23 protein-coding genes are annotated in these 25894 nt (G+C 72.6%); 11 read left to right on the top strand and 12 right to left on the bottom strand.

From position 1 onward, the window contains the following. Window positions 1–28 precede the first annotated feature (28 nt). A complete protein-coding gene (locus tag ABZ898_RS21600) occupies window positions 29–1192 on the top strand; it encodes an aminotransferase class I/II-fold pyridoxal phosphate-dependent enzyme (protein ID WP_361661160.1) in 1164 nt (387 codons plus the stop codon). A gap of 53 nt (window positions 1193–1245) precedes the next feature. Further along, window positions 1246–2349, top strand: coding sequence for a DUF5937 family protein (locus tag ABZ898_RS21595; protein WP_361661157.1), 1104 nt, complete (start codon window positions 1246–1248; stop codon window positions 2347–2349). Window positions 2350–2362: 13 nt separating this feature from the next. On the opposite strand, the gene ABZ898_RS21590 is transcribed toward ABZ898_RS21595, so the two are convergent. Together ABZ898_RS21590 and ABZ898_RS21585 are read right to left on the bottom strand one after the other, a co-directional pair. Continuing rightward, the gene (locus ABZ898_RS21590; protein ID WP_361661154.1) at window positions 2363–3034 is read right to left on the bottom strand and encodes a response regulator transcription factor; all 672 of its coding nucleotides are present in this window, start codon (window positions 3032–3034) and stop codon (window positions 2363–2365) included. 53 nt (window positions 3035–3087) lie between these two features. Beyond that, window positions 3088–4293: a sensor histidine kinase gene (locus tag ABZ898_RS21585; protein WP_361661151.1), complete on the bottom strand. Its 1206-nt coding sequence runs from the start codon at window positions 4291–4293 to the stop codon at window positions 3088–3090. A gap of 326 nt (window positions 4294–4619) precedes the next feature. On the opposite strand from ABZ898_RS21585, the gene ABZ898_RS21580 reads away from it, so the two are divergent. Next, the gene (locus tag ABZ898_RS21580; protein ID WP_361661148.1) at window positions 4620–5615 is read left to right on the top strand and encodes an SAM-dependent methyltransferase; all 996 of its coding nucleotides are present in this window, start codon (window positions 4620–4622) and stop codon (window positions 5613–5615) included. Between the two features lies 1 nt (window position 5616). On the opposite strand, the gene ABZ898_RS21575 is transcribed toward ABZ898_RS21580, so the two are convergent. From ABZ898_RS21575 to ABZ898_RS21565, 3 genes are all read right to left on the bottom strand, one after another. Next, a complete protein-coding gene (locus tag ABZ898_RS21575) occupies window positions 5617–6765 on the bottom strand; it encodes an NADH-quinone oxidoreductase subunit D (protein WP_361661145.1) in 1149 nt (382 codons plus the stop codon). 97 nt (window positions 6766–6862) lie between these two features. Further along, the gene (locus ABZ898_RS21570; protein ID WP_361661142.1) at window positions 6863–8128 is read right to left on the bottom strand and encodes a hypothetical protein; all 1266 of its coding nucleotides are present in this window, start codon (window positions 8126–8128) and stop codon (window positions 6863–6865) included. Between the two features lie 95 nt (window positions 8129–8223). Beyond that, the gene (locus ABZ898_RS21565; RefSeq protein ID WP_361661139.1) at window positions 8224–9351 is read right to left on the bottom strand and encodes an alpha/beta hydrolase-fold protein; all 1128 of its coding nucleotides are present in this window, start codon (window positions 9349–9351) and stop codon (window positions 8224–8226) included. A 222-nt stretch (window positions 9352–9573) separates the two neighbouring features. Between ABZ898_RS21565 and ABZ898_RS21560 the strand changes: the two genes are divergently transcribed. From ABZ898_RS21560 to ABZ898_RS21535, 6 genes are all read left to right on the top strand, one after another. Beyond that, window positions 9574–11388, top strand: a complete 1815-nt coding sequence (locus ABZ898_RS21560; RefSeq protein ID WP_361661136.1) for a phosphatidylglycerol lysyltransferase domain-containing protein — start codon at window positions 9574–9576, stop codon at window positions 11386–11388. A 138-nt stretch (window positions 11389–11526) separates the two neighbouring features. Further along, window positions 11527–12429, top strand: a complete 903-nt coding sequence (folP, locus tag ABZ898_RS21555; RefSeq protein ID WP_361661133.1) for a dihydropteroate synthase — start codon at window positions 11527–11529, stop codon at window positions 12427–12429. Continuing rightward, window positions 12426–12962, top strand: a complete 537-nt coding sequence (locus tag ABZ898_RS21550) for a nuclear transport factor 2 family protein (RefSeq protein WP_361661130.1) — start codon at window positions 12426–12428, stop codon at window positions 12960–12962. Before folP ends, ABZ898_RS21550 begins: the two co-directional genes overlap by 4 nt. Before the next feature lie 268 nt (window positions 12963–13230). Beyond that, window positions 13231–13590 carry a dihydroneopterin aldolase gene (gene folB / locus ABZ898_RS21545; RefSeq protein ID WP_361661127.1) on the top strand — a complete coding sequence of 120 codons (360 nt, stop codon included), beginning with the start codon at window positions 13231–13233 and terminating at the stop codon, window positions 13588–13590. Then, window positions 13587–14198 (top strand): 2-amino-4-hydroxy-6-hydroxymethyldihydropteridine diphosphokinase, encoded by a 612-nt coding sequence (folK, locus tag ABZ898_RS21540; RefSeq protein ID WP_361661124.1) that lies wholly within the window; start codon window positions 13587–13589, stop codon window positions 14196–14198. The genes folB and folK overlap by 4 nt, the downstream gene beginning before the upstream one ends. A 58-nt stretch (window positions 14199–14256) precedes the next feature. After that, window positions 14257–14745, top strand: coding sequence for a DUF3180 domain-containing protein (locus ABZ898_RS21535; protein ID WP_361661121.1), 489 nt, complete (start codon window positions 14257–14259; stop codon window positions 14743–14745). A gap of 34 nt (window positions 14746–14779) precedes the next feature. Here the strand turns inward: ABZ898_RS21535 and folE are convergent, their stop codons facing one another. From folE to dacB, 6 genes are all read right to left on the bottom strand, one after another. Further along, entirely contained in the window at window positions 14780–15385 is a 606-nt protein-coding gene (folE, locus tag ABZ898_RS21530; protein ID WP_361661118.1) for a GTP cyclohydrolase I FolE, read from the bottom strand. Between the two features lie 111 nt (window positions 15386–15496). Continuing rightward, window positions 15497–17536, bottom strand: a complete 2040-nt coding sequence (ftsH, locus tag ABZ898_RS21525; protein WP_361661115.1) for an ATP-dependent zinc metalloprotease FtsH — start codon at window positions 17534–17536, stop codon at window positions 15497–15499. A 194-nt stretch (window positions 17537–17730) separates the two neighbouring features. Further along, complete coding sequence (gene hpt / locus ABZ898_RS21520) at window positions 17731–18291, bottom strand: hypoxanthine phosphoribosyltransferase (protein WP_361661112.1); 561 nt, start codon at window positions 18289–18291, stop codon at window positions 17731–17733. Window positions 18292–18377: 86 nt separating this feature from the next. Next, window positions 18378–19466 carry a tRNA lysidine(34) synthetase TilS gene (gene tilS, locus ABZ898_RS21515; RefSeq protein WP_361661109.1) on the bottom strand — a complete coding sequence of 363 codons (1089 nt, stop codon included), beginning with the start codon at window positions 19464–19466 and terminating at the stop codon, window positions 18378–18380. A gap of 193 nt (window positions 19467–19659) precedes the next feature. After that, on the bottom strand, window positions 19660–20796 hold the full coding sequence (locus tag ABZ898_RS21510) for a zinc-dependent metalloprotease (protein ID WP_361661106.1): 1137 nt from the start codon (window positions 20794–20796) through the stop codon (window positions 19660–19662). Window positions 20797–20925: 129 nt separating this feature from the next. Then, window positions 20926–22533 carry a D-alanyl-D-alanine carboxypeptidase/D-alanyl-D-alanine-endopeptidase gene (dacB, locus tag ABZ898_RS21505; RefSeq protein WP_361661103.1) on the bottom strand — a complete coding sequence of 536 codons (1608 nt, stop codon included), beginning with the start codon at window positions 22531–22533 and terminating at the stop codon, window positions 20926–20928. Between the two features lie 64 nt (window positions 22534–22597). Between dacB and ABZ898_RS21500 the strand changes: the two genes are divergently transcribed. Continuing rightward, window positions 22598–23089 carry an inorganic diphosphatase gene (locus ABZ898_RS21500; protein ID WP_031182757.1) on the top strand — a complete coding sequence of 164 codons (492 nt, stop codon included), beginning with the start codon at window positions 22598–22600 and terminating at the stop codon, window positions 23087–23089. Between the two features lie 118 nt (window positions 23090–23207). Continuing rightward, a complete protein-coding gene (locus ABZ898_RS21495) occupies window positions 23208–24866 on the top strand; it encodes a threonine/serine exporter family protein (RefSeq protein ID WP_361661101.1) in 1659 nt (552 codons plus the stop codon). Here ABZ898_RS21495 and ABZ898_RS21490 read toward each other — a convergent pair. Then, window positions 24863–25840, bottom strand: a complete 978-nt coding sequence (locus ABZ898_RS21490) for a VTT domain-containing protein (RefSeq protein ID WP_361661097.1) — start codon at window positions 25838–25840, stop codon at window positions 24863–24865. The two genes, ABZ898_RS21495 and ABZ898_RS21490, sit on opposite strands and share 4 nt — an antisense overlap. Between the last annotated feature and the right edge of the window lie 54 nt (window positions 25841–25894).

The following is a 25894-nucleotide window of genomic DNA, read 5'->3' as shown; positions in this document are numbered from 1 at the left end:
CGCGGCCCGGCGCGGCATGATCCCCCGCATGAGTGACACGAGCGGTGACGAACAGGAACAGCGGCCCTCCATACGCCTGCGGCGCCGGGCCGCCATACGCAGCGCGCCGCGCGTGCTGTCGCGCGGGGGCTGGCGCGGCACGCTCCGCGAGCGCCTGACGCGGCTGACCGAGGCCGCGCCCGAGGTGTACGACCTGGACGAGCCCACCGACTTCTACGGCGACGGGGTGGTGGCCGCGCTGGAGAGCCGGGTCGCCGCCCTGCTCGGCACCGAGGCCGCGGTGTTCTTCCCCACCGGCACGATGGCCCAGCAGGTGGCCATGCGCTGCTGGGCGGCCCGCACCCAGAACCCCGCGGTCGCGCTGCACGCCCTGTCCCATCCCGAGGTGCACGAACGGCACGCGTTCAGCCAGGTCAGCGGCCTGCGCCCGGTCACGGTGAGCCATGAGCCGCACCCGGTGACGGCCGCCGAGGTGCGCGAGCTGGACGAGCCCTTCGGCGCCCTCATGGTGGAACTCCCGCTGCGCGACGCCGGGTTCCTGCTGCCCACCTGGGAGGAGCTGACCGAGGTCGTCGAGGCCGCGCGGGACCGGGAGGCGGTGGTGCACTTCGACGGCGCCCGCCTGTGGGAGGCCACCGAGCACCTCGGCCGCCCGCTGGACGAGATCGCGGCCCTGGCCGACAGCGTGTACGTGTCGTTCTACAAGTCGCTCGGCGGCCTCGGCGGCGCCGCGCTCGCCTGCCCGGCGGACCTCGCCGAGGAGGCGCGGGCCTGGCGGCACCGGTACGGGGGCATGGTCTTCCAGCAGTTCCCGACCGCGCTGGCGGCGCTGATCGGGCTGGAGCAGGAGCTGCCGAGGCTTCCCGAGTACGTGCGGCACGCGCGCGTGGTCGCCGCCGCGCTGCGCGAGGGGTTCGCCGCGGCGGGGCTGCCGTGGGCGCGGGTGCACCCCGAGGTGCCGCACACGCACGACTTCCAGGTCTGGCTGCCGTTCGAGGCCGAGGTGCTGGCGGAGGCGGCGGTACGGCAGGCCGAGGAGACCGGCACCCTGCTGTTCGCCGACCCCTGGAACTCCCGGGGCCCCGGCCTCGCCGTCACCGAGACCGGTGTACGCGCCTCGGGCCTCGCCTGGACGGCACAGGACGTGCGGGACGCGGCCGAGGACTTCGCCCGGCGGCTGCCCGCCGATTGACGGCTGCCGTCAATCCAGGGGGCGCTGTCGGTGGTGGGAGGCACCATGAGGGCATGGCCGTGACCATCGACATCAAGGGGCTCCCGGCGGAGCGCGTCTCCGTGGTGCCCTCACCGCTGGCGGAACTGGGGATGGCCCTGCACGCGCTCAGCGAGCCGGGTCACCACCCGGACCTGCAGGGCTGGGTGACCGCGGTCTCCAGCCGCCTGGACCCCTGCCTGGCCGACCGGCTGTGCGAGGCGGACTTCCTGTGGCGTACGACGTTCTCGGACGTGTTCGCCCCGTTCGCCGGGCTCCCCGGCCGGCGCGGCCTGCCGGGCGGGACGCTCGCCGAGGAACTCGACATCCTCGACAAGCTGACGGACGAGCAGTTCGTGGACGCGGCTCTGGAGTTCACCTGCCACTCCCAGTACTCGCAGCGGACCCTCGGCCCGCTGGGTGACGCGGAGCTGCGCCGCCGCGCCCTGGACCTGGCCGCCGCGCGGGGGCCGGTGCAGGAGCGGTTCGCCTACCGGCTGCTCCAGGACCCGCCGGCGGTCCGCGCCTGGTTCCGGCAGCTGGTGCTCGACTGCGACGAGGCGTTCTTCGCCGACACCTGGGCCCGGCTCCAGCCCCAACTGGCCGCCGACGCACGGCACAAGACCGAGCTTCTGCGCCGCAAGGGGCCCGCCGAGGCCCTTTCCTCGCTGTCCGGCGCGGTGTCGCTGGACGAGGAGGCCGCGCTCATCACGGTCGACAAGCTCCTGGTGGGCCGGGGCACCACCGGCGACGGCGGCCTGGTGCTGGTGCCGACCAGCCTCGGCTGGCCGCATGTGATGGTGCTGCACCGGTACGGCTGGCAGCCCGTGATCACCTACCCCGCCAAGGCCACCCGGCCCAAGGCGCCCACCGTCGAACAGCTCACGCTGCGCATGGAGGCCCTCGCCCACCCGACGCGGCTGCGCCTGTGCCGCCATCTGGCGCGCGCCCCGCACAGCACGAGCGAACTGGCCGACGCGCACGGCATGTCGGCGCCGGAGATATCCCGGCACCTGGCGGTGCTGAAGAAGGCGGGCCTGATCACCAGTTGCCGGCGCGGCCGGTACGTCCAGCACCAGTTGGACCTGGCCGCCGTGTCCCGCCTGGGCAGCGACTTCATCGAGGGCGTGCTGCGCTGAGCCGGGCGAGGGCTCAGGGGCGGCCGCCCGCGCGGACCAGGCCGGTCTCGTAGGCGAGCACGACCACCTGGACGCGGTCGCGCAGGCCCAGCTTGGTGAGGATGCGGCCCACATGGGTCTTCACCGTGGCCTCGGAGAGGACCAGGCGGGCGGCGATCTCGCCGTTGGAGAGCCCCTGGGCGACCAGGATCATGACCTCGCGCTCGCGCTCGGTGAGCCGGGACAGCTCCGCGTGGCGGGGCTCCTGCGCGGCCGAGGGCAGCATCGGGGCGAACCGGTCCAGCAGCCGGCGCGTGGTGGAGGGGGCCACGACCGCGTCGCCGCTGTGCACCGCGCGGATCGCGCTGAGCAGCTCGCCCGGCGGAACGTCCTTCAGCATGAAGCCGGAGGCGCCCGCATTCAGCCCGGAGAACGCGTACTCGTCGAGGTCGAACGTGGTCAGGATGAGCACCTTCGGCGGCTCGGGCTCCGCGCAGACGCGCCGGGTCGTCTCCACCCCGTCCAGCTTGGGCATGCGCACGTCCATCAGGACCACGTCGACGGGGGTGGTGCGCAGCACCTGGAGCGCCTCGACGCCGTCGCCCGCCTCCGCGACGACCTCCATGTCCGGCTGGGCGGCGAGCACCATCCGGAAGCCGGTGCGCAGCAGCACCTGATCGTCGACGAGCATCACGCGGATCGCCATCGGGGTCCTCTTCCGTGTCCTTCTGCGGGTGTGCGGGGCGTTCGTGACAGGTGTCAGTGCGCCGGTTTGAGCGGGAGCAGCGCGCTGATGCGGAAGCCGCCCCCCGGGCGCGGCCCGGCGTCCAGGGTGCCGCCGACCATGCCGACCCGCTCGCGCATGCCGATCAGGCCGTGTCCCTGGCCGTCCGCGCCACCCTCCTCGTACAGCTCGTGCGGGGCGCCCTTGCCGTCGTCCTCGACCAGCAGGCCGAGTCCGTCGTCGAAGTACACCAGCCGCACGCTCGCACCCGCCTCGGGCCCGCCGTGCTTGCGCGTGTTGGTGAGCGCCTCCTGCACGATCCGGTACGCGGTCAGCTCCACCCCGCTGGGCAGCGGGCGCGGGGTGCCCTCGATCTTGAAGTCGACGGGCAGTCCGGCGTCACGGCACTGCTCGATCAGCTCGTCGATCTGCTGCACGTCGGGCTGCGGGACGTACTCCCCGCCCTCCTGGTGCTCGCCGGTGCGCAGCACGCCCAGCAGGCGGCGCATCTCCGCGAGGGCCTGGCGGCCGGTGGAGGAGATCGTCTCCAGGGCCTGGCGTGCCTGGTCGGGGGCGGCGTCGAGGACGTAGGCGGCGCCGTCGGCCTGCACCACCATCACCGAGACGTTGTGCGCGACCACGTCGTGCAGCTCACGGGCGATCCGGGCCCGCTCGGCGGCGACCGCGACCTTGGCCTGCGCCTCCCGCTCCTTCTCCAGCCGGGCGGCGCGCTCCTCCAGCTGGGCGAAGTAGGCGCGGCGGGTGCGCATGGAGTCGCCGAGCACCCAGGCGAGCGCGAACGGAACGGTCTGGAACACCGCGAGCGCGACCTGTCCGAGCCCGCTGACCTGCTCGTTCGGCCAGCGCAGCTGAGCGAGCGTGGCAGCGACCAGGCTGGTGAGCAGCGACAGCCGGGAGGCCCAGCGGGCGCCGGTCGCGGCGACCGTGTAGATGATCACCAGCATCGCGAAGTCGGCGACGAGCGGCCCGACGTCCAGGACGAGCTGCGCCAGTCCGGTGGCGAGCACCGCCAGCAGCATGAGGTCCGGCAGGCGGCGGCGCAGCGCCAGGATCACGCACAGGGCGACGGAGACGGCCCAGGCCGCGGCGAAGGAGCCGTGCCCGTCCGGGGTGCCGTCCACGTTCACGACGCTCACACCGGAGAGCCCGAGCAGGACGACGGCCCAGAAGCAGTCGACCCACGTCGGGTGGCGGCGGAGGAAGTCATAGAGACGCTGCACGTCATCAGCGTAGGGAAACCCGACGCGCGCCCGGGTCAGCCGAAGGGGCGATCCATGCCCGGCACACGTACGCCGCAAGGTGGATGCCCCGGTCCTCTGTACGCCTAAGGCCTGTCTTCCGGATCTTGCCGAGGGCGCGGGCCCTGGCACGCACATCTGCGGCGTTGTCGTCACTCGCCGACGCTCCGCGTCGACTCCCTCCTCCGCCTTGCAGCCGCACGCACCAGACCCCGCTCGGGTCGGCCGACAAGGCGCCGTCGGCCGGAGCCGGCCTGATCCGGAAGACAGGCCTTAGCCGAAGATGATGGTGCGCCTAGTCTGGCCCGGTGCCAAAGACATCGGAGCAGGGCTGGCGGGACGCCGCCGAGCAGGCGCTGTACGGCCCCGGGGGGTTCTACCGGCGGCCGGAGGGGCCCGCCGGGCACTTCCGCACCTCCGTGCACGCCTCGCCGCTGTTCGCCGCCGCCGTGGCCGGGCTGCTGTGCCGGGTCGACGCGGCGCTGGGACGGCCCGCGGTGCTGGACTTCGTCGATGTCGGGGCCGGGCGCGGCGAGTTGACGCGGGGAGTGCTGGCCGCGCTGCCCGCCGGGGTGGCGGACCGCACGCGGGCGTACGCCGTGGAGATCGCGGACCGTCCCGGTGGACTGGACGGCCGGATCGAGTGGCGCGCCGAGCCGCCGGAGACCGTCACCGGGCTGCTCTTCGCCAACGAGTGGCTGGACAACGTGCCCGTGGACGTGGCCGAGGTGGACCGCGCGGGCGTGCCCCGGTACGTCCTGGTCACGCCGGACGGCACCGAGCGCCTCGGGGAGCCGGTCACGGGCGCGGAGGCGGACTGGCTGGCCCGGTGGTGGCCCCTGGCGCCCGAGGAGGGGCTGCGGGCGGAGATCGGGCTGCCGAGGGACCGGGCGTGGGCGGCGGCCGTACGCCGGGTTCAGCGGGGGCTCGCGGTGGCCGTGGACTACGCGCACACCCTGGACACCCGCCCGCCGTACGGGACGCTCACCGGGTTCCGGGCGGGCCGGGAGACCGCCCCGGTGCCCGACGGGACGTGCGACATCACCGCGCATGTCGCCCTGGACGCCTGCGCCGCGGCCGCCGACGACCGCGGCACCCCGCGCCTGCTCACCCAGCGCGAGGCCCTGCGCGCGCTGGACGTCACCGGCGCACGCCCCCCGCTCAGCCTCGCCACCACGGACCCCGCCGCCTACGTCCGCGCCCTCGCGGGCGCCGGAGCCGCCGCCGAACTCACCGCACCGGGCGGCCTCGGCGACTTCGGCTGGCTCCTCCAGCCGGCCGGCCTCCCCGAGCCACCGCTGTGACCTACTTGTCGATGTCTCCCACCACGAAGAACAGCGACCCCAGGATCGCCACCATGTCCGCCACCAGCGTCCCCGGCAGCAGCTCGCCGAGCACCTGGATGTTGTTGTACGAGGCCGACCGCAGCTTCAGCCGGTATGGGGTCTTCTCGCCCTTGCTGACCAGGTAGTAGCCGTTGATGCCGAGCGGGTTCTCGGTCCAGGCGTAGGTGTGCCCCTCGGGCGCCTTCAGCACCTTGGGCAGGCGCTGGTTGATCGGGCCGGGCGGCAGCTCGGCCAGCCGGTCCAGACAGGCGTCCGCGAGGTCGAGGGCGTTGTGGGTCTGCTCCAGCAGCACCTCGAAGCGGGCCAGGCAGTCGCCCTCGGTGCGGGTGACGACCTTCAGGGTGTCCTGGAGGTCCCCGTAGGCGAGGTACGGCTCGTCGCGGCGCAGGTCGAAGTCGACGCCCGAGGCGCGCGCGACCGGCCCGCTCACGCCGTACGCGTGCACGGCCTCCGGGGTCAGCGCCCCCACGCCCCGGGTGCGCCCCCGGAAGATCTCGTTGCCCAGCACCAGGTCGTCGAAGACGTCCATGCGCGAGCGGACCGCGGCCACCGCCTCCCGCGCGCGTCCGGTCCAGCCGTCGGTGAGGTCCTCCTTGAGGCCGCCGACCCGGTTGAACATGTAGTGCATGCGCCCGCCGGAGACCTCCTCCATCACGTTCTGGAGCACCTCGCGCTCCCGGAACGCGTAGAAGACGGGCGTGATCCCGCCCAGCTCCAGCGGGTAGGAGCCAAGGAACATCAGGTGGTTGAGCACCCGGTTCAGCTCGGCGAGCAGGGTGCGGGTCCACACCGCGCGCTCGGGGACCTCCATGCCGAGCATCCGCTCGACCGCGATGACCACGCCCAGCTCGTTGGAGAACGCCGAGAGCCAGTCGTGGCGGTTGGCGAGCATGATGATCTGCCGGTAGTCACGCGCCTCGAAGAGCTTCTCGGCTCCCCGGTGCATGTAGCCGATCACCGGCTCGGCGCGCTGGACGCGCTCGCCGTCCAGCACCAGCCGAAGCCGGAGCACGCCGTGCGTGGACGGGTGCTGGGGGCCGATGTTGAGCACCATGTCGGTGCTCTCGGCGGCACCGCCGATCCCGACCGTGGTCTCCGTGGCAGTCATGCGTCCCAGTCTCCCCTACGCGCGCGCGGGGGACGGAAACGGGCGAGCCCGGCGCTCCCTTCGCGGGAGGGCCGGGCTCGCCGGGGCGGGGCGCGGATCAGGAGACCGCGCTGCGCAGCCCCTCCACGTCGATGTGCTCGGTCTCGTCGTGCGCGGTGAGGTCGATGACCTGGCCCGCGCCGTGCGCCCCGGCGGGCTTGTAGCCGGACTCTGCGTCCGCCTTGTGCAGCGCGAGGGCCTCCTGGCCGACCACGTCGGCCAGGTCCTCGTTGCGCACGTCCATCGCCTGGGAGGTGTCCTTCTGCGTGCCGAAGAAGTCGAACCCGCCCTGCACGAGCGGACGCAGCGCGGGCGCCGCCGGTACGACGGCGACGGCGGTCGGCACGGTGAAGTGCCCGGCGGGCCGCTGTCCGGCGGCCTGGGCCGGCACCACGGCCGTGCCGGTGGTGTGCGGCTGCGCGTCCTCGGCGACCGGCCCGTCCGTCTCGTCCGGGGTCGTGTGCGCCTCGGTCACTTCGCCTTCGGCGTCCACGGGTCCCACGCCCTCGGCGGCCTGGACGGCCCGCCCGGCGGGGTCGGTGTGCCCGGTGTCGCGGGTGCCCTCACCGCGCGGGGCTCCTTCGGCGCTGTCCGGGGCTCCTTTGGCGCTGTCCGCGCTGTCTGCGCTGTCCGGGGCTCCTTTGGCAACGGCCTCGGCCCCGCTCTCCGCCGCCCCGGCCGTCACGCTCTCGCCGGGCTCCGGCTCCGGCTCCGGCTCCGCAGGCTCCAGGCGCGCCAGTGCCGTCGCCGCCCTCAGGTACAGCTCCGCACCCCTGGCCGAGAACGCGGCCGCGGGCTCTGCCACCGGAGCCTCGGCGACCGTCTCCGCGCTCGGCGCGGGCGGCAGGGCGAGCGTGCCGGACGCCGGGACCGCCTCGATCTCCAGCAGGCGGCGCCCCTCCAGGGCCGTGGCGCGCTCGGTCTCGGCCGTGGCGTACCGGCGCAGCAGGGAAGCGTGTTCGTTGCGCAGCCCGGCCAGTTCGGTGCGCTTGGCCCGCAGGCGGCGCTCCAGCTTGGCGCGCAGCTCGCGCGACTCCTCCAGATCGGTCTCCAGTTCGGCGATCCGTTCGTCGTACCGCCACTCGTCGCTGACCCGCGCGCGGGACAGCTCGGCGACCTGCTTGCCCGCCTGGGCGTCCCACTGGCGCATCACGACCGCGCCGCCGACCGCCGTGAGCGCGGCGACGGCGGCCAGCGCGCGCAGCACGCCGAGGCCGGAGAACACCCACGGGGCCAGCGCGCAGACGACGGCGACACCGGCGATCGCGGACGGAGGCAACAGCCGGTGCAGAGGCGGGGAATGGCGGTGGCGTCCACGTGGCATGGCCAGAAACTTACCGCGCGTAGGCGTCTCATGGGCCCCCGCGGGGCAAAAACCCGGCCACGCCAAGGGCTTCACCGGGGTTCGGCCCGGCCCCCTCAGCGGTCGTCCAGGTGTCCGCTCAGCCACTGGAGGGCGGTCGGGATCTCGCGCCGCCAGGTGTTGAAGTTGTGGCCCCCGCTGTCCAGGATGACGGAGGAGATCCTGGTCCGGCCGGTGGCGCGCACCTCCGCCAGGAACTTGAGGGTGTCCTGGTAGTTGTGCTCGCCGATCTTGCTGCTGGTGACGAGCAGCGCGGTGTCCGGCGCCGGTTCGTGCGCCAGGAGCCAGTGGAGATCGGCGTGATCACGCAGGTTCCGGTCGCCGTGGAAGAGGTCGCCCGTGGTCGGGTCGACGGGCGCCTTGTAGTACGCCGACAGGCCCGCGCCCGCCGCGTACGCGCCGGGATGCCGCATGGCGATCTTCAAGGCGCAGTAACCGCCGGTGGAGTCCCCGATGATGCCCCAGCCGCCGGGGCGCGAACCGGCCCGGTAGTGCGCGAGGACCGCCTCGGGCAGGTCCCGGGCGAAGAAGGTCTCCGTCTGCGGACCCTTCGGCACGTCCACGCACTCGGTGTCGCGCGGGGGCGCCACGGTGGGCCGCATCATCACCAGGATCATCGGCCGCATCCGCCCGTCCTTGGCCAGCTTCCGCGCGGTGGCGGGGTACTTCAGCTTCGTGACGAGCGCCTGCGCGGTGCCCGGGTAACCGGTCAGCACCACCGAGACCGGGAACGTACGGGTGCGGAACGCGGGCTGGAAGTACTCCGGCGGCAGATAGACGTAGGCCGGGGTGGCGATGCGGGAGACACGGCCGACGATGTCGACCTTCTGGACCTGACCGACCGTCGAGGCCCGCGAACCGACACCGCCCGGCGGCGATTTGACGCTCACCACCCGCAGCGGGCCGCTCGCGGCCACGGTGGCCGAGTGGTCGACGAGGACCCCCTGGTCGGTCTCGCGGCCCAGCAGGTCGTCCCAGTTGGCGTAGAAACCGAAGGTCTGGTTGGCGGCCACCGCCAGCGAGCAGATGAGGGCCGTCTGGGTGGCGAGCAGCAGGCTCACCCTGCCGCCCAGCGCCCGCCAGCCGCGCCGGGCCAGACGCGGCCACAGCCACAGCGTCAGGCCGAACAGCACCACGGCGACCGCCACCGCCACCGCCAGAGTTGAGTTGCTCGTGAGACCCATGGGTGTCCCTGCCTGCGCTTTCCGCCCCGGACACCCGTGCGGTGGCACGGATTTGCCCTGGACTTTCCTTGACCTTTGATCCGACTTTCCGGAGGGGGAGGAACTTCTCTCCCGAAGACACCGTCCTAGAGGGCGCAATGTCACCGGATGCCCGATCGGCACCGGGTATCAAGGTCTCTCGCAGAACTACGGGATGCGATGTCTGTCAGGATAGATGGGGAATTGTCGAGCGGGGTTCCGCGGGGTTCCGGCCGGGCGCGGCGCATACTGCGCGGCCCGCGGCCCGAGGCCGTGCCCACCCTGATCGGCCGGGCGTGCGCCCTCGTCGGCCTGCTCGACATCGCGGCGGGAGTGTTCCCGCGCTTCCGTCACAGCCGTATGCACGCCATCGCCGAGGCACTGCCCGGCTCCTTCGGGCCGTTCGCGGCCGCGCTCTCGCTCAGCGCCGGGGTGCTGCTGCTTCTGCTCGCGCACGGGCTCAAACGCCGTAAACGCCGGGCCTGGCGGGCGGCCGTCGTACTGCTGCCGGCCGGTGCCGTCGCCGAGTTCGTCTACCGGCACTCGCTGCTCGGCGTGCTCATCTCCGTCGCACTCCTGGTGCCGCTGCTGCGCCACCGCTCCGAGTTCGCGGCGCTGCCCGACCCGCGCAGCCGCTGGCGGGCCCTGGCCAACCTCGTCCTCATGAGCGCCGGTTCCCTCGCCCTCGGGCTGGTCATCGTCAGCGTCCACCCCGGCCGCACCGTCGGCGACCCCAGCCTGGCCGACCGGCTGACCCACGTCGTCTACGGCCTGATCGGCTTCGAAGGCCCCGTCGACTACCGGGGCAGCACCTCCTGGACGGTCGCCTTCTCCCTCGGCGCCCTCGGCTGGCTCACCGCCGCCACCACCAGCTACCTCGCCTTCCGGCCCGAACACCCCGCCGCCCGCCTCACCGAGGACGACGAGACCCGGCTGCGCGCCCTGCTGGAGAAGCACGGGCGCCGCGACTCCCTCGGCCACTTCGCGCTGCGCCAGGACAAGGCCGTCGTCTTCTCCCCCAGCGGCAAGGCCGCCGTCACCTACCGCGTCGTCTCCGGCGTCATGCTCGCCAGCGGCGACCCCATCGGTGACGTCGAGGCGTGGCCCGGTGCCATCGAGCGCTTCATGGACGAGGCCAAGGCCCACTCCTGGACCCCCGCCGTCATGGGCTGCTCGGAGACGGGCGGCGAGGTGTGGACCCGCGAGACCGGCCTCGACGCCCTGGAGCTGGGCGACGAGGCGGTGGTCGACGTGGCGGATTTCTCGCTCGCCGGACGCGCGATGCGCAATGTGCGCCAGATGGTCAAGCGCATCGAGCGGGCCGGCTACGAGACCCGCGTACGGCGCGTCCGTGACCTCACCGGCGCCGAACTGGAGCGGGTGCGGCGGGCCGCCGAGGACTGGCGCGGCACCGACAACGAACGCGGCTTCTCCATGGCTCTCGGCCGCGTCGGCGACCCCGCCGACGGCGACTGCCTGATCGCCACCGCCCACAAACAGGACGAGACCCCCGGCCCCCACGGCGACCTGAAGGCGGTCCTGCACTTCGTGCCCTGGGGCACCGACGGCGTCTCACTGGACCTCATGCGCCGCGACCGCCTGGCCGACCCCGGCATGAACGAACTCCTCATCGTCGCCGCCCTCCAGGCCGCCCCCAAGCTCGGCGTCACCCGGATCTCGCTCAACTTCGCCATGTTCCGCGCCGCCCTCGCACGCGGCGAGAAGATCGGCGCCGGGCCGGTGCTGCGCGCCTGGCGGGGACTGCTGGTGTTCCTCTCCCGCTGGTTCCAGATCGAGTCGCTGTACAAGTTCAACGCCAAGTTCCAGCCCCGCTGGGAACCCCGCTTCGTCGTCTACCGCGCCTCCGCCGACCTGCCCCGCATCGGCTTCGCCGCCATGCAGGCCGAGGGCTTCGTCGACCTGGCCCTGCCGCTGCCGCGCTTCCTGCGGCGCCGCCGGAGCGCGGCCGGCCGCCCCTGCGCGCACACCTCCCACGAGCGCGGCGTACGGGCGGCCTGACCCGGCCGGACCAACGCGGCGCGCCCGGCACGGACCCGCCTCCAGGCCCCGGACCGCCCCGCCGAGGCGGTCCGGAAGGCGCCCTTCCGTCCGGACCCGCGCACATTCGGGGTGCCCCCCGGGGCCTACGCTGAACGTATGAAGAACCTCAGCGGGCGCGGCGAAGTGGCGGGTCTTCCGACGTGGGACCGCTGCGCGGTCATGGGCGTCGTCAACGTCACCCCCGACTCCTTCTCCGACGGCGGACGCTGGTTCGACACCACGGCGGCCGTCAAACACGGGCTCGACCTCGCGGCCGAGGGCGCCGACCTGGTCGACGTCGGCGGCGAGTCCACCCGCCCCGGCGCCACCCGCGTCGACGAGGCCGAGGAGCTGCGCCGCGTGGTCCCCGTCGTCCGCGGACTCGCCGCCGAGGGCGTGACGGTCTCGGTGGACACCATGCGCGCCCGCGTCGCCGAGCAGGCCCTCGCGGCGGGCGCCGTCCTCGTCAACGACGTCAGCGGCGGCCTCGCCGACCCCGCGATGCTGCCCGCGGTCGCCGCGGCCGGCGCCCCCTTCGTCGTCATGCACTGGCGCGGCCTCCTGGAGGGCGGCAACGTCCGGGGCGTCTACGAGGACGTCGTCACCGAGGTCTGCGACGAGCTGCACGCGCGCGTGGAGGCCGTCCTGGAGGCGGGCGTCGCCCCGGACCGTGTCGTCGTCGACCCCGGTCTCGGTTTCTCCAAGGAGGCCGGGCACGACCTCGCCCTCCTCGCCCACCTGGACCGGCTGCGCGCGCTCGGCCACCCGCTCCTGGTCGCCGCCTCCCGCAAACGTTTCCTCGGCCACGTCCTCGCGGGCCCCGGGGGCGTCACCCCGCCGGCCCGCGAACGCGACGCCGCCACCGCCGCCGTCTCCGCCCTCGCCGCCGCGGCCGGCGCCTGGGCCGTCCGCGTCCACGAGGTCCGCGCCACCGCGGACGCGGTACGCGTGGCCCGCGCCGTGGAAGGCGCCCGCGCCGGGACCCCGGCGGCCGGGGCCACCGCGGGGGGCGCCCGGTGAGCGCCGCGGACGTCGACGTCGAGAACGTCTCGGCCGCCAACCGCTCCTACTACGAGGCGATGGAGCGCGGCGACTTCGAGGAGGTGGCCGGGCTCTGGCTGGCCCCCGCCGACCTGGGCGTCGACGAGGAGTACCACGACCCCGCCGACACCGGGGTCGTCTCCTGCGTGCACCCCGGCTGGCCGGTGCTCACCGGGCGCGGCGAGGTCCTCCGGTCGTACGCGCTGATCATGGCGAACACCGACTACATCCAGTTCTTCCTGACCGACGTGCACGTCTCCGTCACCGGGAACACGGCGCTGGTGAGCTGCACCGAGAACATCCTCAGCGGCGGGCCCGCGCCCGAGGAGGGCGAGGAGCTGGGGCCGCTGGTCGGGCAGCTCGTCGTCGCCACGAACGTGTTCCGGCGCACCCCCGAAGGCTGGAAGCTGTGGTCCCACCACGCCTCCCCGGTCCTCGCCACGGCCGACGACGAGGAGGACGACGAGGACGGAGACCAGGGCGTCGGCCCCGACGACGGCACGCTCGCCTGACCCGGGGGCCCGCGAGGGGCGCGCGGGCGGGCCCCGCACCACCGGGACGTGGTTGGAATCACCTTCGCCGGGGTAAGTGCGGCTACCAGTCGACGGCACTACCGGTTCCCGCTGGGCAAACATCCGGTGAACCCTCCCGGTACCGGCGCCGGGCCACACCCCCGTGGCCCGGCGGTGTCCGTGCGCGCAGGTAGATTCGTCCAGGGCCGGTGTGCCGTCCGAGTGCGGCATCGACCGGCCGTTCCCGACGATTGCAGGAGTGATTCGCGTGGATCGTGTCGCGCTGCGGGGCCTGAAGGCCCGTGGGCACCACGGGGTGTTCCCCAAGGAACGCGAGGAGGGCCAGACCTTCATCGTGGACCTCGTCCTGGGCCTGGACACCCGTCCCGCCGCGGCCGGCGACGATCTCACCAGGACCGTGCACTACGGCATCGTGGCCGAGGAGGCCGTGGCCGTGGTCGAGGGCGAGCCGGTCAACCTGATCGAGACCCTCGCCGAGCGGATCGCCCAGACCTGCCTGAAGCACGAGGGGGTCCAGGAGATCGAGGTCTGCGTCCACAAGCCGGACGCCCCGATCACCGTCCCCTTCGACGACGTGACCGTCACCATCCTCCGGAGCCGAGCATGACCCGCCCCTTCACCAAGGGTCACAGCGACCCGACCGTCCAGCCGGTGCCCGCGTCCGTGGTCCAGAAGGTCGACGACGCCGACTCCACCCTGCACAACCCCCAGCGGGCCGTGCTCTCCCTCGGCTCCAACCTCGGCAACCGCCTGGAGACCCTCCAGGGCGCCGTGGACGCGCTGGAGGACACCCCGGGCGTCCGCGTCAAGGCGGTCTCCCCGGTGTACGAGACCGAGCCGTGGGGCGTCGAGCCCGGCAGCCAGCCCTCGTACCTGAACGCGGTCGTGGTCCTGAAGACCACCCTGCCGCCGTCCTCCCTGCTGGAGCGGGCGCAGGCCGTCGAGGAGGCGTTCCACCGCGTGCGCGACGAGCAGTGGGGCCCGCGCACCCTGGACGTCGACATCGTCTCCTACGCCGACCTCACCTCCGAGGACCCCGGGCTCACCCTCCCCCACCCGCGCGCCCACGAGCGGGCCTTCGTCCTCGCCCCCTGGCACGACGTGGACCCCGCCGCCGAGCTGCCCGGCCAGGGCGCGGTGGCCGGCCTGCTGTCGTCCGTCACCCGCGAAGGGGTCGAGCCCCGCGCCGATCTGGAACTCCGACTGCCCGAGTAGTCGTTAAGGTCGACACGAGCACGGCCCGGCACGGGTCCGGGGGAGCTGAAGGGACACCGTGAAACAGTTGCGCATCAGGGTGCTGGCAGGCGTGTTCGTCGTCGCCGGAGTCCTGTCCTGGGCGGGCGCCCGCCTGTGGAACTCGCTCGGGAGCCTGCCCAGCGTCCCGGTGGCCGCGCCCATCGTGCTCGCCCTGATCGCGGTGGTCCTGTTCGCCACGGCACTCTCCCTGCGGGCCCGCTTCAAGGCCCAGCGCGAGCGCCGCCCCGACGCCAAGGGCGTCGACCCGATGATGGCCGCCCGCGCGGTCGTCTTCGGCCACGCCAGCGCCCTGGTCGCCGCCCTCGTCAGCGGCGTCTACGGCGGCACGGGCGTCCTCCTGCTGGAACTCCTCGACATCCCCGCCCGCCGCGACCAGGCCATCTACGCCGGCTTCGCGGTCCTGGCCGGCTTCGCCGTCATAGCGGCCGCCCTCCTCCTGGAACGCATCTGCCGCCTCCCCGAGGACGACGACACACCCCCTACGGGCACGGAACCGGCGGCCTGAGGGCCACCGGTCCGGTCGGCGCGGGAGGGCGCGGTCAGCGCGCCATGATGAGGCTCATCGCCTCGTTGCGGGTCGTCGCGTCCCTCAGCTGGCCGCGCACGGCCGAGGTGATGGTCTTCGCGCCCGGCTTGCGGATGCCCCGCATGGACATGCACATGTGCTCGCACTCGACCACGACGATCACGCCGCGCGGCTCGAGTATCTCCATCAGCGAGTCCGCTATCTGCGTGGTGAGGCGCTCCTGCACCTGCGGGCGGCGCGCGTACACGTCCACCAGCCGGGCGAGCTTCGACAGCCCCGTGATCTTCCCCGTGACCGAGGGGATGTAGCCCACGTGCGCCACGCCCCGGAAGGGGACCAGATGGTGCTCACAGGTGCTGTACACCTCGATGTCCTTCACCAGGACCATCTCGTCGTGCCCGAGGTCGAACGTCGTCGTGAGCACGTCCTCCGGCCGCTGACGCAGCCCGGAGAAGATCTCCCGGTAGGCCCGCGCCACCCGTGCCGGGGTTTCCAGGAGGCCCTCGCGGTCGGGGTCCTCGCCGACGGCTATCAGGAGCTCGCGGACGGCGTTCTCGGCGCGTTTCTCGTCGAACTCGCCGATGGAGCCGTCTCCGGCCAGCGTCACGGGGTCGGTCATGTGGTGCCTCGTTCCTGTACGTCCAGCGCGCGGGCATGGTGAAATGCCGCGCCCCCCAGGCTAGAACCCGGGGGGCGCGGCATACATTCCGGCCAGGTGGCCGAGGGAGCGTCAGCTCTCGGGACGGTCCTCGGGGGCCTGCTCCGGGACCGGGCCGTGCTCGGCCGTCGTGGACTTGACCGTGCTGATCGCGGGCGTGGCGCCGTTCGCACCGTTCGTCAGTGCCAGCTCCCGGGGGGAGAGCACCGGCGGGCGGGTGGAGGGCGTACGGCGCGAGGAGCCGGTCCAGGCCGGGCGCGGCGGGCGCTTGTGGATCGACGCGAAGACCTCGGCGATCTCCTCCTTGCCCAGGGTCTCCTTCTCCAGGAGGGCCAGGACCAGGTTGTCGAGCACGTCCCGGTTCTCGACCAGGATCTCCCACGCCTCGTTGTGCGCGGTCTCGATGAGCTTCTTGACCTCTTCGTCGACCAGCCCGGCGACCTCTTCCGAGTAGTCGCGCTGGTGGGCCATCTCACGGCCGAGGAAGGGCTCGCTGTTGTCGCCGCCGAACTTGATGGCGCCGAGCCGCTCGGTCATGCCGTACTGGGTGACCATCGCGCGGGCCACGTTGGTGGCCTTCTCGATGTCGTTGGCGGCGCCGGTGGTCGGGTCGTGGAAGACCAGTTCCTCCGCCGCGCGTCCGCCCAGCATGTAGGCGAGCTGGTCGAGCATCTCGTTGCGCGTGGTCGAGTACTTGTCCTCGTCCGGGAGCACCATCGTGTAGCCCAGGGCACGGCCGCGGGACAGAATGGTGATCTTGTGGACGGGGTCGGAGTTCGGCGAGGCCGCCGCGACCAGGGCGTGTCCGCCCTCGTGGTACGCGGTGATCTTCTTCTCCTTGTCCGACATGATCCGGGTCCGCTTCTGCGGGCCCGCGACCACACGGTCGATCGCCTCGTCCAGCGCCTTGTTGTCGATCAGCTTCTGGTCACCGCGGGCGGTGAGCAGCGCTGCCTCGTTGAGCACGTTGGCCAGGTCGGCACCGGTCATGCCGGGGGTCCGGCGGGCGACGGCGGCCAGGTCGACGTCGGGCGCGACCGGCTTGCCCTTCTGGTGGACCTTGAGGATCTCCATACGGCCCTGGAGGTCCGGCGGGTCGACCGCGATCTGCCGGTCGAAGCGGCCGGGCCGCAGCAGGGCCGGGTCGAGGATGTCGGGCCGGTTCGTGGCGGCGATCAGGATGACGCCGCCCTTCACGTCGAAGCCGTCCATCTCGACCAGGAGCTGGTTCAGGGTCTGCTCGCGCTCGTCGTGACCGCCACCGAGTCCGGCACCACGGTGCCGGCCGACCGCGTCGATCTCGTCGACGAAGACGATCGCCGGGGCGTTCGCCTTGGCCTGCTCGAACAGGTCACGCACTCGGGAGGCACCGACACCGACGAACATCTCGACGAAGTCGGAACCGGAGATCGAGTAGAACGGCACCCCGGCCTCGCCCGCGACGGCACGCGCCAGCAGGGTCTTGCCGGTACCCGGGCGGCCGTACAGCAGCACGCCCTTGGGGATCTTGGCGCCGACGGCCTGGAACTTGGCCGGCTCCTGGAGGAACTCCTTGATCTCGTGGAGCTCCTCGACGGCCTCGTCGCAGCCGGCGACGTCGGAGAAGGTGGTCTTCGGCGTGTCCTTGGTGATCAGCTTCGCCTTGGACTTGCCGAAGTTCATGACCCGCGAACCACCGCCCTGCATCTGGTTCATCAGGAACAGGAACACGACCACGATCAGCACGAAGGGCAGCAGGGTGAGCAGCACGCCGACGAACGGGCTCTGCTTCGAGGGAGAGACGGTGTATCCCTCGGTGATCTGCTTGTCCTGGTACTTGTTCTGCAGGGTCTGGGCGAGTGCCACGCCCTGGTCGCCGATGTAGCTCGCCTGGATCTTCGAGCTGTCCTTGACCTTGACGCCGTCCTTGAGCGTGACCTTGATGGTCTGCTCGTCACCGGTGGTCAGCTTGGCCGACTTGATCTTGTTGTCGTTGATCGCCTGCACGACCTGGCCGGTGTCCACCGTCTTGTAGCCGCCGGAATTGCCGACGACCTGCATCAACACGACCACGGCAAGGACGGCCAGCACGATCCACATGACCGGCCCACGGAAGTATCGCTTCACGTCCATCCACACGGAGCGGTGACGCCCCGTCCCTCCTGCCATAGTGAGTTTGATAAGACAGTTCTTCTGACGGTACCCCAGCCTCGACGTCCGCAGCCGCACTCGGCGGTCCGGACGGACCACGGCCCGTCTTCCAATGCTCCAACGTCACGGAGCCCGCCGGGGTTCCCGATCTTCCCCGGCGGTGTGGCCCGGTCGGGTCAGCCGCCGTAGACGTGGGGCGCGAGCGTACCGACGAACGGGAGGTTCCGGTACTTCTCGGCGTAGTCGAGGCCGTAGCCGACCACGAACTCGTTCGGGATGTCGAAGCCGACCCACTCCACGTCGATGGCGACCTTGGCGGCGTCCGGCTTGCGCAGCAGCGTGCACACCTTCAGGGAGGAGGGTTCACGCGAGCCGAGGTTGTTGATCAGCCAGGACAGGGTCAGGCCGGAGTCGATGATGTCCTCGACGATCAGGACGTCGCGGCCCTTGATGTCGGTGTCGAGGTCCTTGAGGATGCGGACGACACCGGAGGACTGGGTGCCCGCCCCGTAGGAGGACACGGCCATCCAGTCCATCGTGACGGGGGTGGACAGCGCCCGCGCCAGGTCGGCCATCACCATGACGGCGCCCTTGAGGACGCCGACGATCAGCAGGTCCTTGCCCTCGTACTCCGCGTCGATCTTCGCGGCCAGCTCGGCCAGCTTCGCGTCGATCTCTTCCTTGGTGATGAGCACCCGCTGGAGGTCGGCACCCATGTCTTTCGCGTCCACCCGCATCACTTTCGGTCGTCCCGCACTTATGGCCGCGCCGGCGGCCACCGGCAGACCCGGCCCGGCGGAGGGTCGCTCCGCGGGCCGGGATTTCAGCCTTGCCGAATCACCAGTCTGCCACCCTGCCGCTGGGCGACTACCTTGCCCGGCAGATTGATGGCTCCCTGGCCGCGCCAGCCGGTGATCAGGCGGTCCATCTCCTCGACGTGGCGGGCGAAGAGGGAACCGGCCGGCGCCCCGGCCTCGATGGCGGCCCGGCGCAGCACCCGGCGGCGGACGGCGGGGGGCAGCGCGTAGAGCTTGGCGCACTCCAGCACGCCGTCGGCGTCGCGTACGGAGGACTCGGCCTGTCCGGCCCAGGCGTCCAGGGCGTCGGCGTCGTCGCGGGAGAGCTGGGCGGTGCGGGCGAGGGCCTCCACGACGCCCTTGCCGAGGGCCTTCTCCAGCGCGGGCAGGCCCTCGTGGCGCAGCCGGGAGCGGGTGTAGGCCGGGTCGGTGTTGTGCGGGTCGTCCCAGACGGGCAGCGACTGCACCAGGCACGCCTTGCGGGCGGTCTGCCGGTCGAGCTGGAGGAACGGGCGCCGGTAACGGCCGTCGGCCCCCGAGACCGCGGCCATGCCCGACAGGGAGCGGATGCCGGAGCCGCGGGCGAGTCCGAGCAGGACGGTCTCCGCCTGGTCGTCGCGGGTGTGGCCGAGCAGGACGGCCGTGGCGCCGTGGCGTTCGGCGGCGGCGTCCAGGGCCGCGTACCTGGCGTCGCGGGCGGCCGCCTCGGGGCCGCCTTCGCGGCCCACGGTCACGGCGACGGACTCGACGGGCGCGAGACCCAGCTCGCGCAGCCTGAGGGCGACCTCCTCGGCGCGCAGCGCGGAGCCGGGCTGGAGGCCGTGGTCGACGGTGACGCCGCCGGCGCGCAGGCCGAGGCGCGGGGCCTCGAAGGCGAGGGCGGAGGCGAGCGCCATGGAGTCGGCGCCGCCGGAGCAGGCGACGAGCACGAGCGGGGCGGTGGCGGGGGCCGGGCCCCGGTGGCGCTGCGCGGTGCTCGGGCCGGTGGTGCGGCGGGCTACGGCCACGGAGCCGTGTCCGGTGGTGCCGTGCTCGGCGGCCTGGCCGGTGGCGATGTCGTGGAGGACGCGGCGGACCGCCAGGCGTATCGCCGCGACCGCGGGATGGGGACCCATGTCCGGTTCCCTTCATGAAGTTTCGGGGGACGAGCCCGAAGTCCGGTCACTCAGAGTGCGTCGATGGTGACAGAAGCGGGCCCTTCCCCGAGCATTGCACGCCTACGCATGGCTGACGGTCCCTCGGACGGGTGATAGGAGGGGCGTTCGTCTGCCGTGAGCCGGATGTGTGGCACGGTGCTCGGCTCCGGGGTCAGGAATCGGTCCTGCGGTGCACCCGCGCGACCCAGCCGGCCGGGTCGGAGATCTCGGCCTTGGTGGGCAGCGTGTTGGGCGAGGTCCACACCCGGTTGAAGCCGTCCATGCCGACCTCGTCGACGACCGCGCGGACGAACCGCTCGCCGTCGCGGTACTGGCGCAGCTTGGCGTCGAGGCCCAGGAGCTTGCGCAGCGCGAGGTCGAGGCGGGAGGCGCCCTTGGCGCGGCGCTGCTGGAACTTCTCGCGGATCTCGGCGACGCTCGGCACGACCGCGGGGCCGACGCCGTCCATGACGAAGTCGGCGTGGCCCTCCAGCAGGGACATCACGGCGGTGAGGCGGCCGAGGATCTCCCGCTGGGCGGGGGTCTGCACGAGCTCCACCAGGGAGCGTCCGCCGTCCTCCTCCTCGCCCTCGGGGCGGCCCCCGGCGAGCGACTGGGCGGCGTCCCGGACGCGCTCCAGGAACGTCATGGGGTCGACCTCGGTCTCCGCGAGGAACGCCTGGATCTCGCCCTCCAGGTGGTCGCGGAGCCAGGGCACGGCACTGAACTGGGTGCGGTGCGTCTCCTCGTGCAGGCACACCCAGAGCCGGAAGTCGTGGGGGTCCACGTCGAGTTCGCGCTCGACGTGGACGATGTTCGGCGCGACGAGCAGCAGCCGGCCGCCGCCGGGGGCGGTGCCCGAGGGCAGGTCGGGGGCGGCGGGGGCGAACGTCTCGTACTGGCCGAGGACGCGGGAGGACAGGAACGACAGCAGCATGCCCAGCTCGACGCCGGTCACCTTGCCGCCGACCGCGCCGAGGACGGCGTTGCCCGCGCCGGGGCCGCGCCGCTCCTGCATCTTGTCGAGCAGGGGCTTCAGCAGTTCACGGAAGCCCGCGACGTTGGCCCGCACCCAGCCGGGCCGGTCGACGACCAGCACGGGGGTGTCGTGGATGTCCTCGGTCCCCATACGAGTGAAGCCCCGGACGTGTTCCTCCGAGGCCTTGGCGTGGCGGCGCAGTTCGGCGACGACCTCCCGCGCCTCCTCCCGGCTGATCTCGGGACCCGGCCGCACGAGCCGCGTCGCGGTCGCCGCCGCGAGGTTCCAGTCGACCATCCCCTGAGAAGCGGTGCCACCGAAGCTCGTCATGCGTCAACCGTACGTGAGCCCCGCCCGTCCGGGCAGTCCGTGCGCGGTGCTCCGCGGGACGGGCGGGACGGCCCCGGCGGCCGGTGTCCGGGAGGGTCCGCGCCCGGAACGGAACCCTGCGGAACCCTCCTACGCGCAGCCGCAGTCGGCCAGGGTGGTGGCCGTGTGGTCCAGCGCGGACTGGGCCGACTGGGGGTCGGTGGTGCCCGAGGCGAGGAAGGCGAAGGCCAGCAGGCGGCCGTCCTTGGTGACGACCGTGCCGGCCAGGGAGTTGACGCCGGTCAGGGTGCCGGTCTTGGCGCGGATGATGCCGGCCGCGCCGCCGTCGGCGTAGCGCTCGGCGAGGGTGCCGGTGAACCCGCCGACGGGCAGTCCGGTGAGGACGGGGCGCAGTCCCGGGCGGGCCGGGTCGGCGGCGGTGGCAAGCAGGGAGGTCAGGAGGTCGGCGGTGAGCCGGTCCTCGCGGTTCAGGCCGCTGCCGTCGTGGAAGGAGGCGCCGCGCATCGGCAGTCCGAGCTTGGTCAGCCGGTTGCCGATGGCCTTGGCGCCGCCCGCGAAGCTGCCGGGCTGCCCCGAGGCGAGGGCGGTCTGGCGGGCCAGGCCCTCGGCGATGTCGTTGTCGCTGTTGGTGAGCATCCGCTCGACCACGTCGGACAACGGGGGCGAGGAGACGGCGGCGAGGGTCGTCGCGCGGCCGGTGGCCTTGGAAGGGCCGGGCGGTGTGGTGGTGATCCCGGCGTCCTTCAGGAAGCCGGCGAAGCTCCGGGCGGCCTCGGCGGCCGGGTCGGCCACGCGGGCGGCGGGGCCGCTGTCGGAGTCGTCGGCGCGGCCCTCGTCGGCGGTGAGGGCGCTGACGACGGCGAGGTTGTCGTTGACGCCGATGGGGTGCAGGGCGGGGCCGGAGTAGAGCGTGGTGTCGTAGGAGAGCTTGACCTTCTCCACGCCGCGCTCGTGCAGGGCGGCGGCGGTGCCGGCGGCCAGGGTGCGCAGGCTCGCCCAGCCGCCGCTCGCCTTGTGCGCGGTGAGGGTGGGGTCGCCGCCGCCGACCAGGACCAGTTCACCGGTGTCGGGTTCGAACGCGGTGCGGGTGCTGAGGCGGTGGTCGGGGCCGAGGGCGGACAGCGCGGCCACGGCGGTGGCGATCTTGGTGGTGGAGGCGGGGGTGAACGCCTGGCCGGAGCGGGCGCCGTAGACGCGGGCGCCGGTGGCGACGTCGACGACGGCCGCCGCCTGCCCGGAGCCGAGGGCGGGGTCGGCCAGCAGGGGGTCCAGGACGCCCGCGATGCCGCTCGGCGGGATCTTCCCGGACTTCACGGGCTCCGCGGCGCCGCCGAGCTCGCGCAGCACGGGCGGGGCGCTCGGGACGGCACGGACGCCGCTCGTACCCCTTCCGCCGTCGTGATCTGCGCCACGTGCGAGCGTGAGGGCGGCCGCGCGGTCCCGCTCGGCCGTACGCTGACCCGCGCCGTCGAACGGGCCGGCCACGGCCACGGCGCCGACGGCCAGCGCCAGTCCGGCGGTGGCCGCCGAGGCGGTGAAGTACCAGGTCCGCAGGGGCCTGGGACCGGATCGGCCGGGTCCCGGCCGCCCGGCGTCCGTCAACCGCGCGAGACGCGGTTTCACGACGGCCGCCGCGTGCGCCAGACTCGGTCGTAGGGCGTCCGTGAGCCGCTTCACACGCGGTCCGACGGACCGCAAAGGTCCCAGCTCCGGCACTACCACCAGCCCCTTTCGCATCCACACACCTGCGTGAGGGACACTTAACCACCAGAACTATGCGCTGATCATGGAGGAGCCACCGGTGGAGTTCGACGTCACGATCGAGATCCCGAAGGGTTCGCGGAACAAGTACGAGGTGGACCACGAGACCGGTCGGATCCGCCTGGACCGTCGCCTCTTCACCTCGACCGCCTACCCGACCGACTACGGATTCGTCGAGAACACGCTCGGCGAGGACGGCGACCCGCTGGACGCGCTTGTCATCCTTGACGAGCCGACGTTCCCGGGCTGCCTCATCAAGTGCCGCGCCATCGGCATGTTCCGCATGACGGACGAGGCCGGCGGCGACGACAAGCTGCTGTGCGTCCCGGCGACGGACCCGCGGGTGGAGCACCTGCGCGACATCCACCACGTGTCGGAGTTCGACCGCCTGGAGATCCAGCACTTCTTCGAGGTCTACAAGGACCTGGAGCCGGGCAAGTCGGTCGAGGGCGCCAACTGGGTGGGCCGCCAGGAGGCCGAGGCGGAGATCGAGCGCTCTTACAAGCGCCTGGAGGAGCAGGGCGGTCACTGACCTGCCGTTCCAGCACTGAGCGGGCCGTGCCATCCCGGAGGGGGTGGTGCGGCCCGCTCGCGCTTTCACGCGCATACTGAGGCGTAATCGGAACGTGTCGTTCAGGGAGCGGTGCAAGGTGTCGGAGGCGGAGGACCGCAAGCCCCGGTCGGACGAGGCGCGGGCCACTTACGACCCGGAGATCACCTCCGAGTTCGCCATTCCGGAGGGGCTCGCCGTCGCGCGGGGAAGCGGCGAGGCGGAGACGACGTCCGAGTTCGCCATGCCCAAGGGGCTGGAGGCGGCGCAGGCGGAGGCCGAGCCGGAGGGCTCGGCGTTCAACATGCCGCGCACGTACAGCGTCAAGGACGCGCCGTCCGCCTTCACCCCCGCCACGGGCGTCCCGATGATCACGCTGATCACGGACGCGCCCTGGCAGGACCGGATGCGCACGATGCTGCGCATGCCGGTGGCGGACCGTCCGGCCCTGGAACCGGTGGTGCGTTCCGAGGACGAGGGCCCCGCGGTCCCGCGCGTGCTCGACCTGACCCTGCGTATCGGCGAGCTGCTGCTCGCGGGCGGCGAGGGCGCCGAGGACGTGGAGGCCGCGATGTTCGCGGTGTGCCGGTCCTACGGGCTGGACCGCTGCGAGCCGACGGTGACCTTCACCCTGCTGTCGATCACCCACCAGCCCTCGCTGGTGGAGGACCCGGTGACGGCCTCCCGGACGGTCCGCAGGCGCGGCACCGACTACACCCGCCTGGCGGCCGTCTTCCGGCTGGTGGACGACCTCACGGACGCCGAGACGCAGGTCTCCCTGGAGGAGGCGTACGGCCGGCTGGCGGAGATGCGGCGCAACCGGCACCCCTACCCCGGCTGGGCGCTGACCCTGGCCAGCGGGCTGCTGGCCGGTGCGGCCTCGGTGCTGGTCGGCGGTGACGTGATCGTGTTCATCGCGGCGGCGCTGGGCGCGATGCTCGGCGACCGGCTGGCGTGGCTGTGCGCGGGGCGCGGCCTGCCGGAGTTCTACCAGTTCACGGTGGCGGCGATGCCGCCCGCCGCGATCGGGGTGGCGTTCTCGCTGGCCCACGTCGACGTGAAGGCGTCCGCGGTGATCACCGGTGGACTCTTCGCGCTGCTGCCCGGACGGGCGCTGGTGGCGGGCGTGCAGGACGGTCTGACGGGCTTCTACATCACCGCCTCCGCGCGGCTGCTGGAGGTCATGTACTTCTTCGTCGGCATCGTCATCGGCGTGCTGACGATCCTGTACTTCGGCGTGCAGATCGGCGGCGAACTGAACCCGGACGCGCTGATGAACATCCAATCCCGGCCGGTGCTGCAGATCCTGGCGTCCATGGTGCTGTCGCTGACCTTCGCGGTGCTGCTCCAGCAGGAGCGCTCCACCGTGCTGTGGGTGACGCTCAACGGCGGTGTCGCCTGGTCGGTGTACGGCGCGCTGCACTACACGGCGGGCATCTCGCCGGTGGCGTCCACGGCGGTGGCGGCCGGTCTGGTGGGCCTGTTCGGGCAGCTGCTGTCGCGGTATCAGTTCGCGTCCGCGCTGCCGTTCACCACGGCCGCGATCGGCCCGCTGCTGCCCGGTTCGGCCACGTACTTCGGTCTGCTGTCCATCGCGCAGAGCGAGGTCGACAAGGGGCTGGTGTCGCTGGCCAAGGCCGTGTCGCTGGCCATGGCCATCGCCATCGGGGTGAACCTGGGTGCGGAGATCTCCCGGCTCACCCTGCGCATCGGCTCCGCCGGGAAGCGCAGGGCGGCCAAGCGGACCAGGGGCTTCTAGCGGCCCTGCCCCTGGTCGTACCCGTAGGGGTAGTGCTGCTGCGGCTGCTGCGGCCGTCCGTAGCCGTCGTAACCCGGCTGCTGGGGCTGCTGGCCGTAGTACGGGTCCTGCTGCTGCCCGTAGCCCTGGCCCTGGTCGCCGTAGCCCTGGTCGTGGCCGGGCTGGTCGTAGCCCTGCTGCCAGTGCTGCTGGGGGTGGGGCTGCTGCTGCGGGGCGGGCCGCTGGCCGTACTGCTGCTGGCCGTAGGGCTGCTCGGGCTCGATGCGGCGCAGCTGGGTGGTGGAGTCGTCCATCACCGGGGCCTGCTGGTGCTCGTACGGGGCCCGCTGGGCGTCGTCCTGCCGCTCCGCGCGCTTGTTCTTGCCCCGGGCCCGCAGGAACTCGATGATCAGCGGCACCACCGAGATGAGGACGATGAGGATGAGCATCGCCTCGATGTTGTCCTTGACGATGCCGATGTTGCCGAGCCAGGAGCCGAGGAGCGTCACCCCGGCGCCCCACAGGACGCCGCCGATGATGTTGAAGGTCAGGAACGAGCGGTACCGCATGCCGCTGACGCCCGCGATGATCGGCGTGAAGGTGCGCACGATGGGCACGAAGCGGGCCAGGACCAGGGACTTGGGGCCGTACTTCTCGAAGAACTCGTGCGCCTTGGTGACGTTCTCCTGCTTGAACAGGCGCGAGTCGGGCCGGTTGAAGAGGGACGGGCCGACCTTCTTGCCGAACATGTAGCCCGCCTGGTCGCCGAGGATCGCGGCGAGGCAGATGAGCGCGATGGCCCCCCACAGCGGGAAGTCGAGCTGTCCGGAGGTGATCAGCAGACCGGCCGTGAACAGCAGCGAGTCACCCGGCAGGAAGAAGCCGATGAGCAGGCCGGACTCGGCGAAGACGATGAGCAGCAGACCCCAGATGCTGTACGTCTGCAGCAGGTAGTTGGGATCGAGCCAGCTCGGGCCGAGGGCGAGTGTCATCACGGGTCCGGGCTCCTGAGGGGGGAAGAGGGCGGCTACGGCGTCCATGTGCGGCCG

This window comes from Streptomyces sp. NPDC046860 (genome assembly GCF_040645115.1).
Classification (GTDB): domain Bacteria; phylum Actinomycetota; class Actinomycetes; order Streptomycetales; family Streptomycetaceae; genus Streptomyces.
This window is presented reverse-complemented; position numbering and strand designations above follow the sequence as displayed.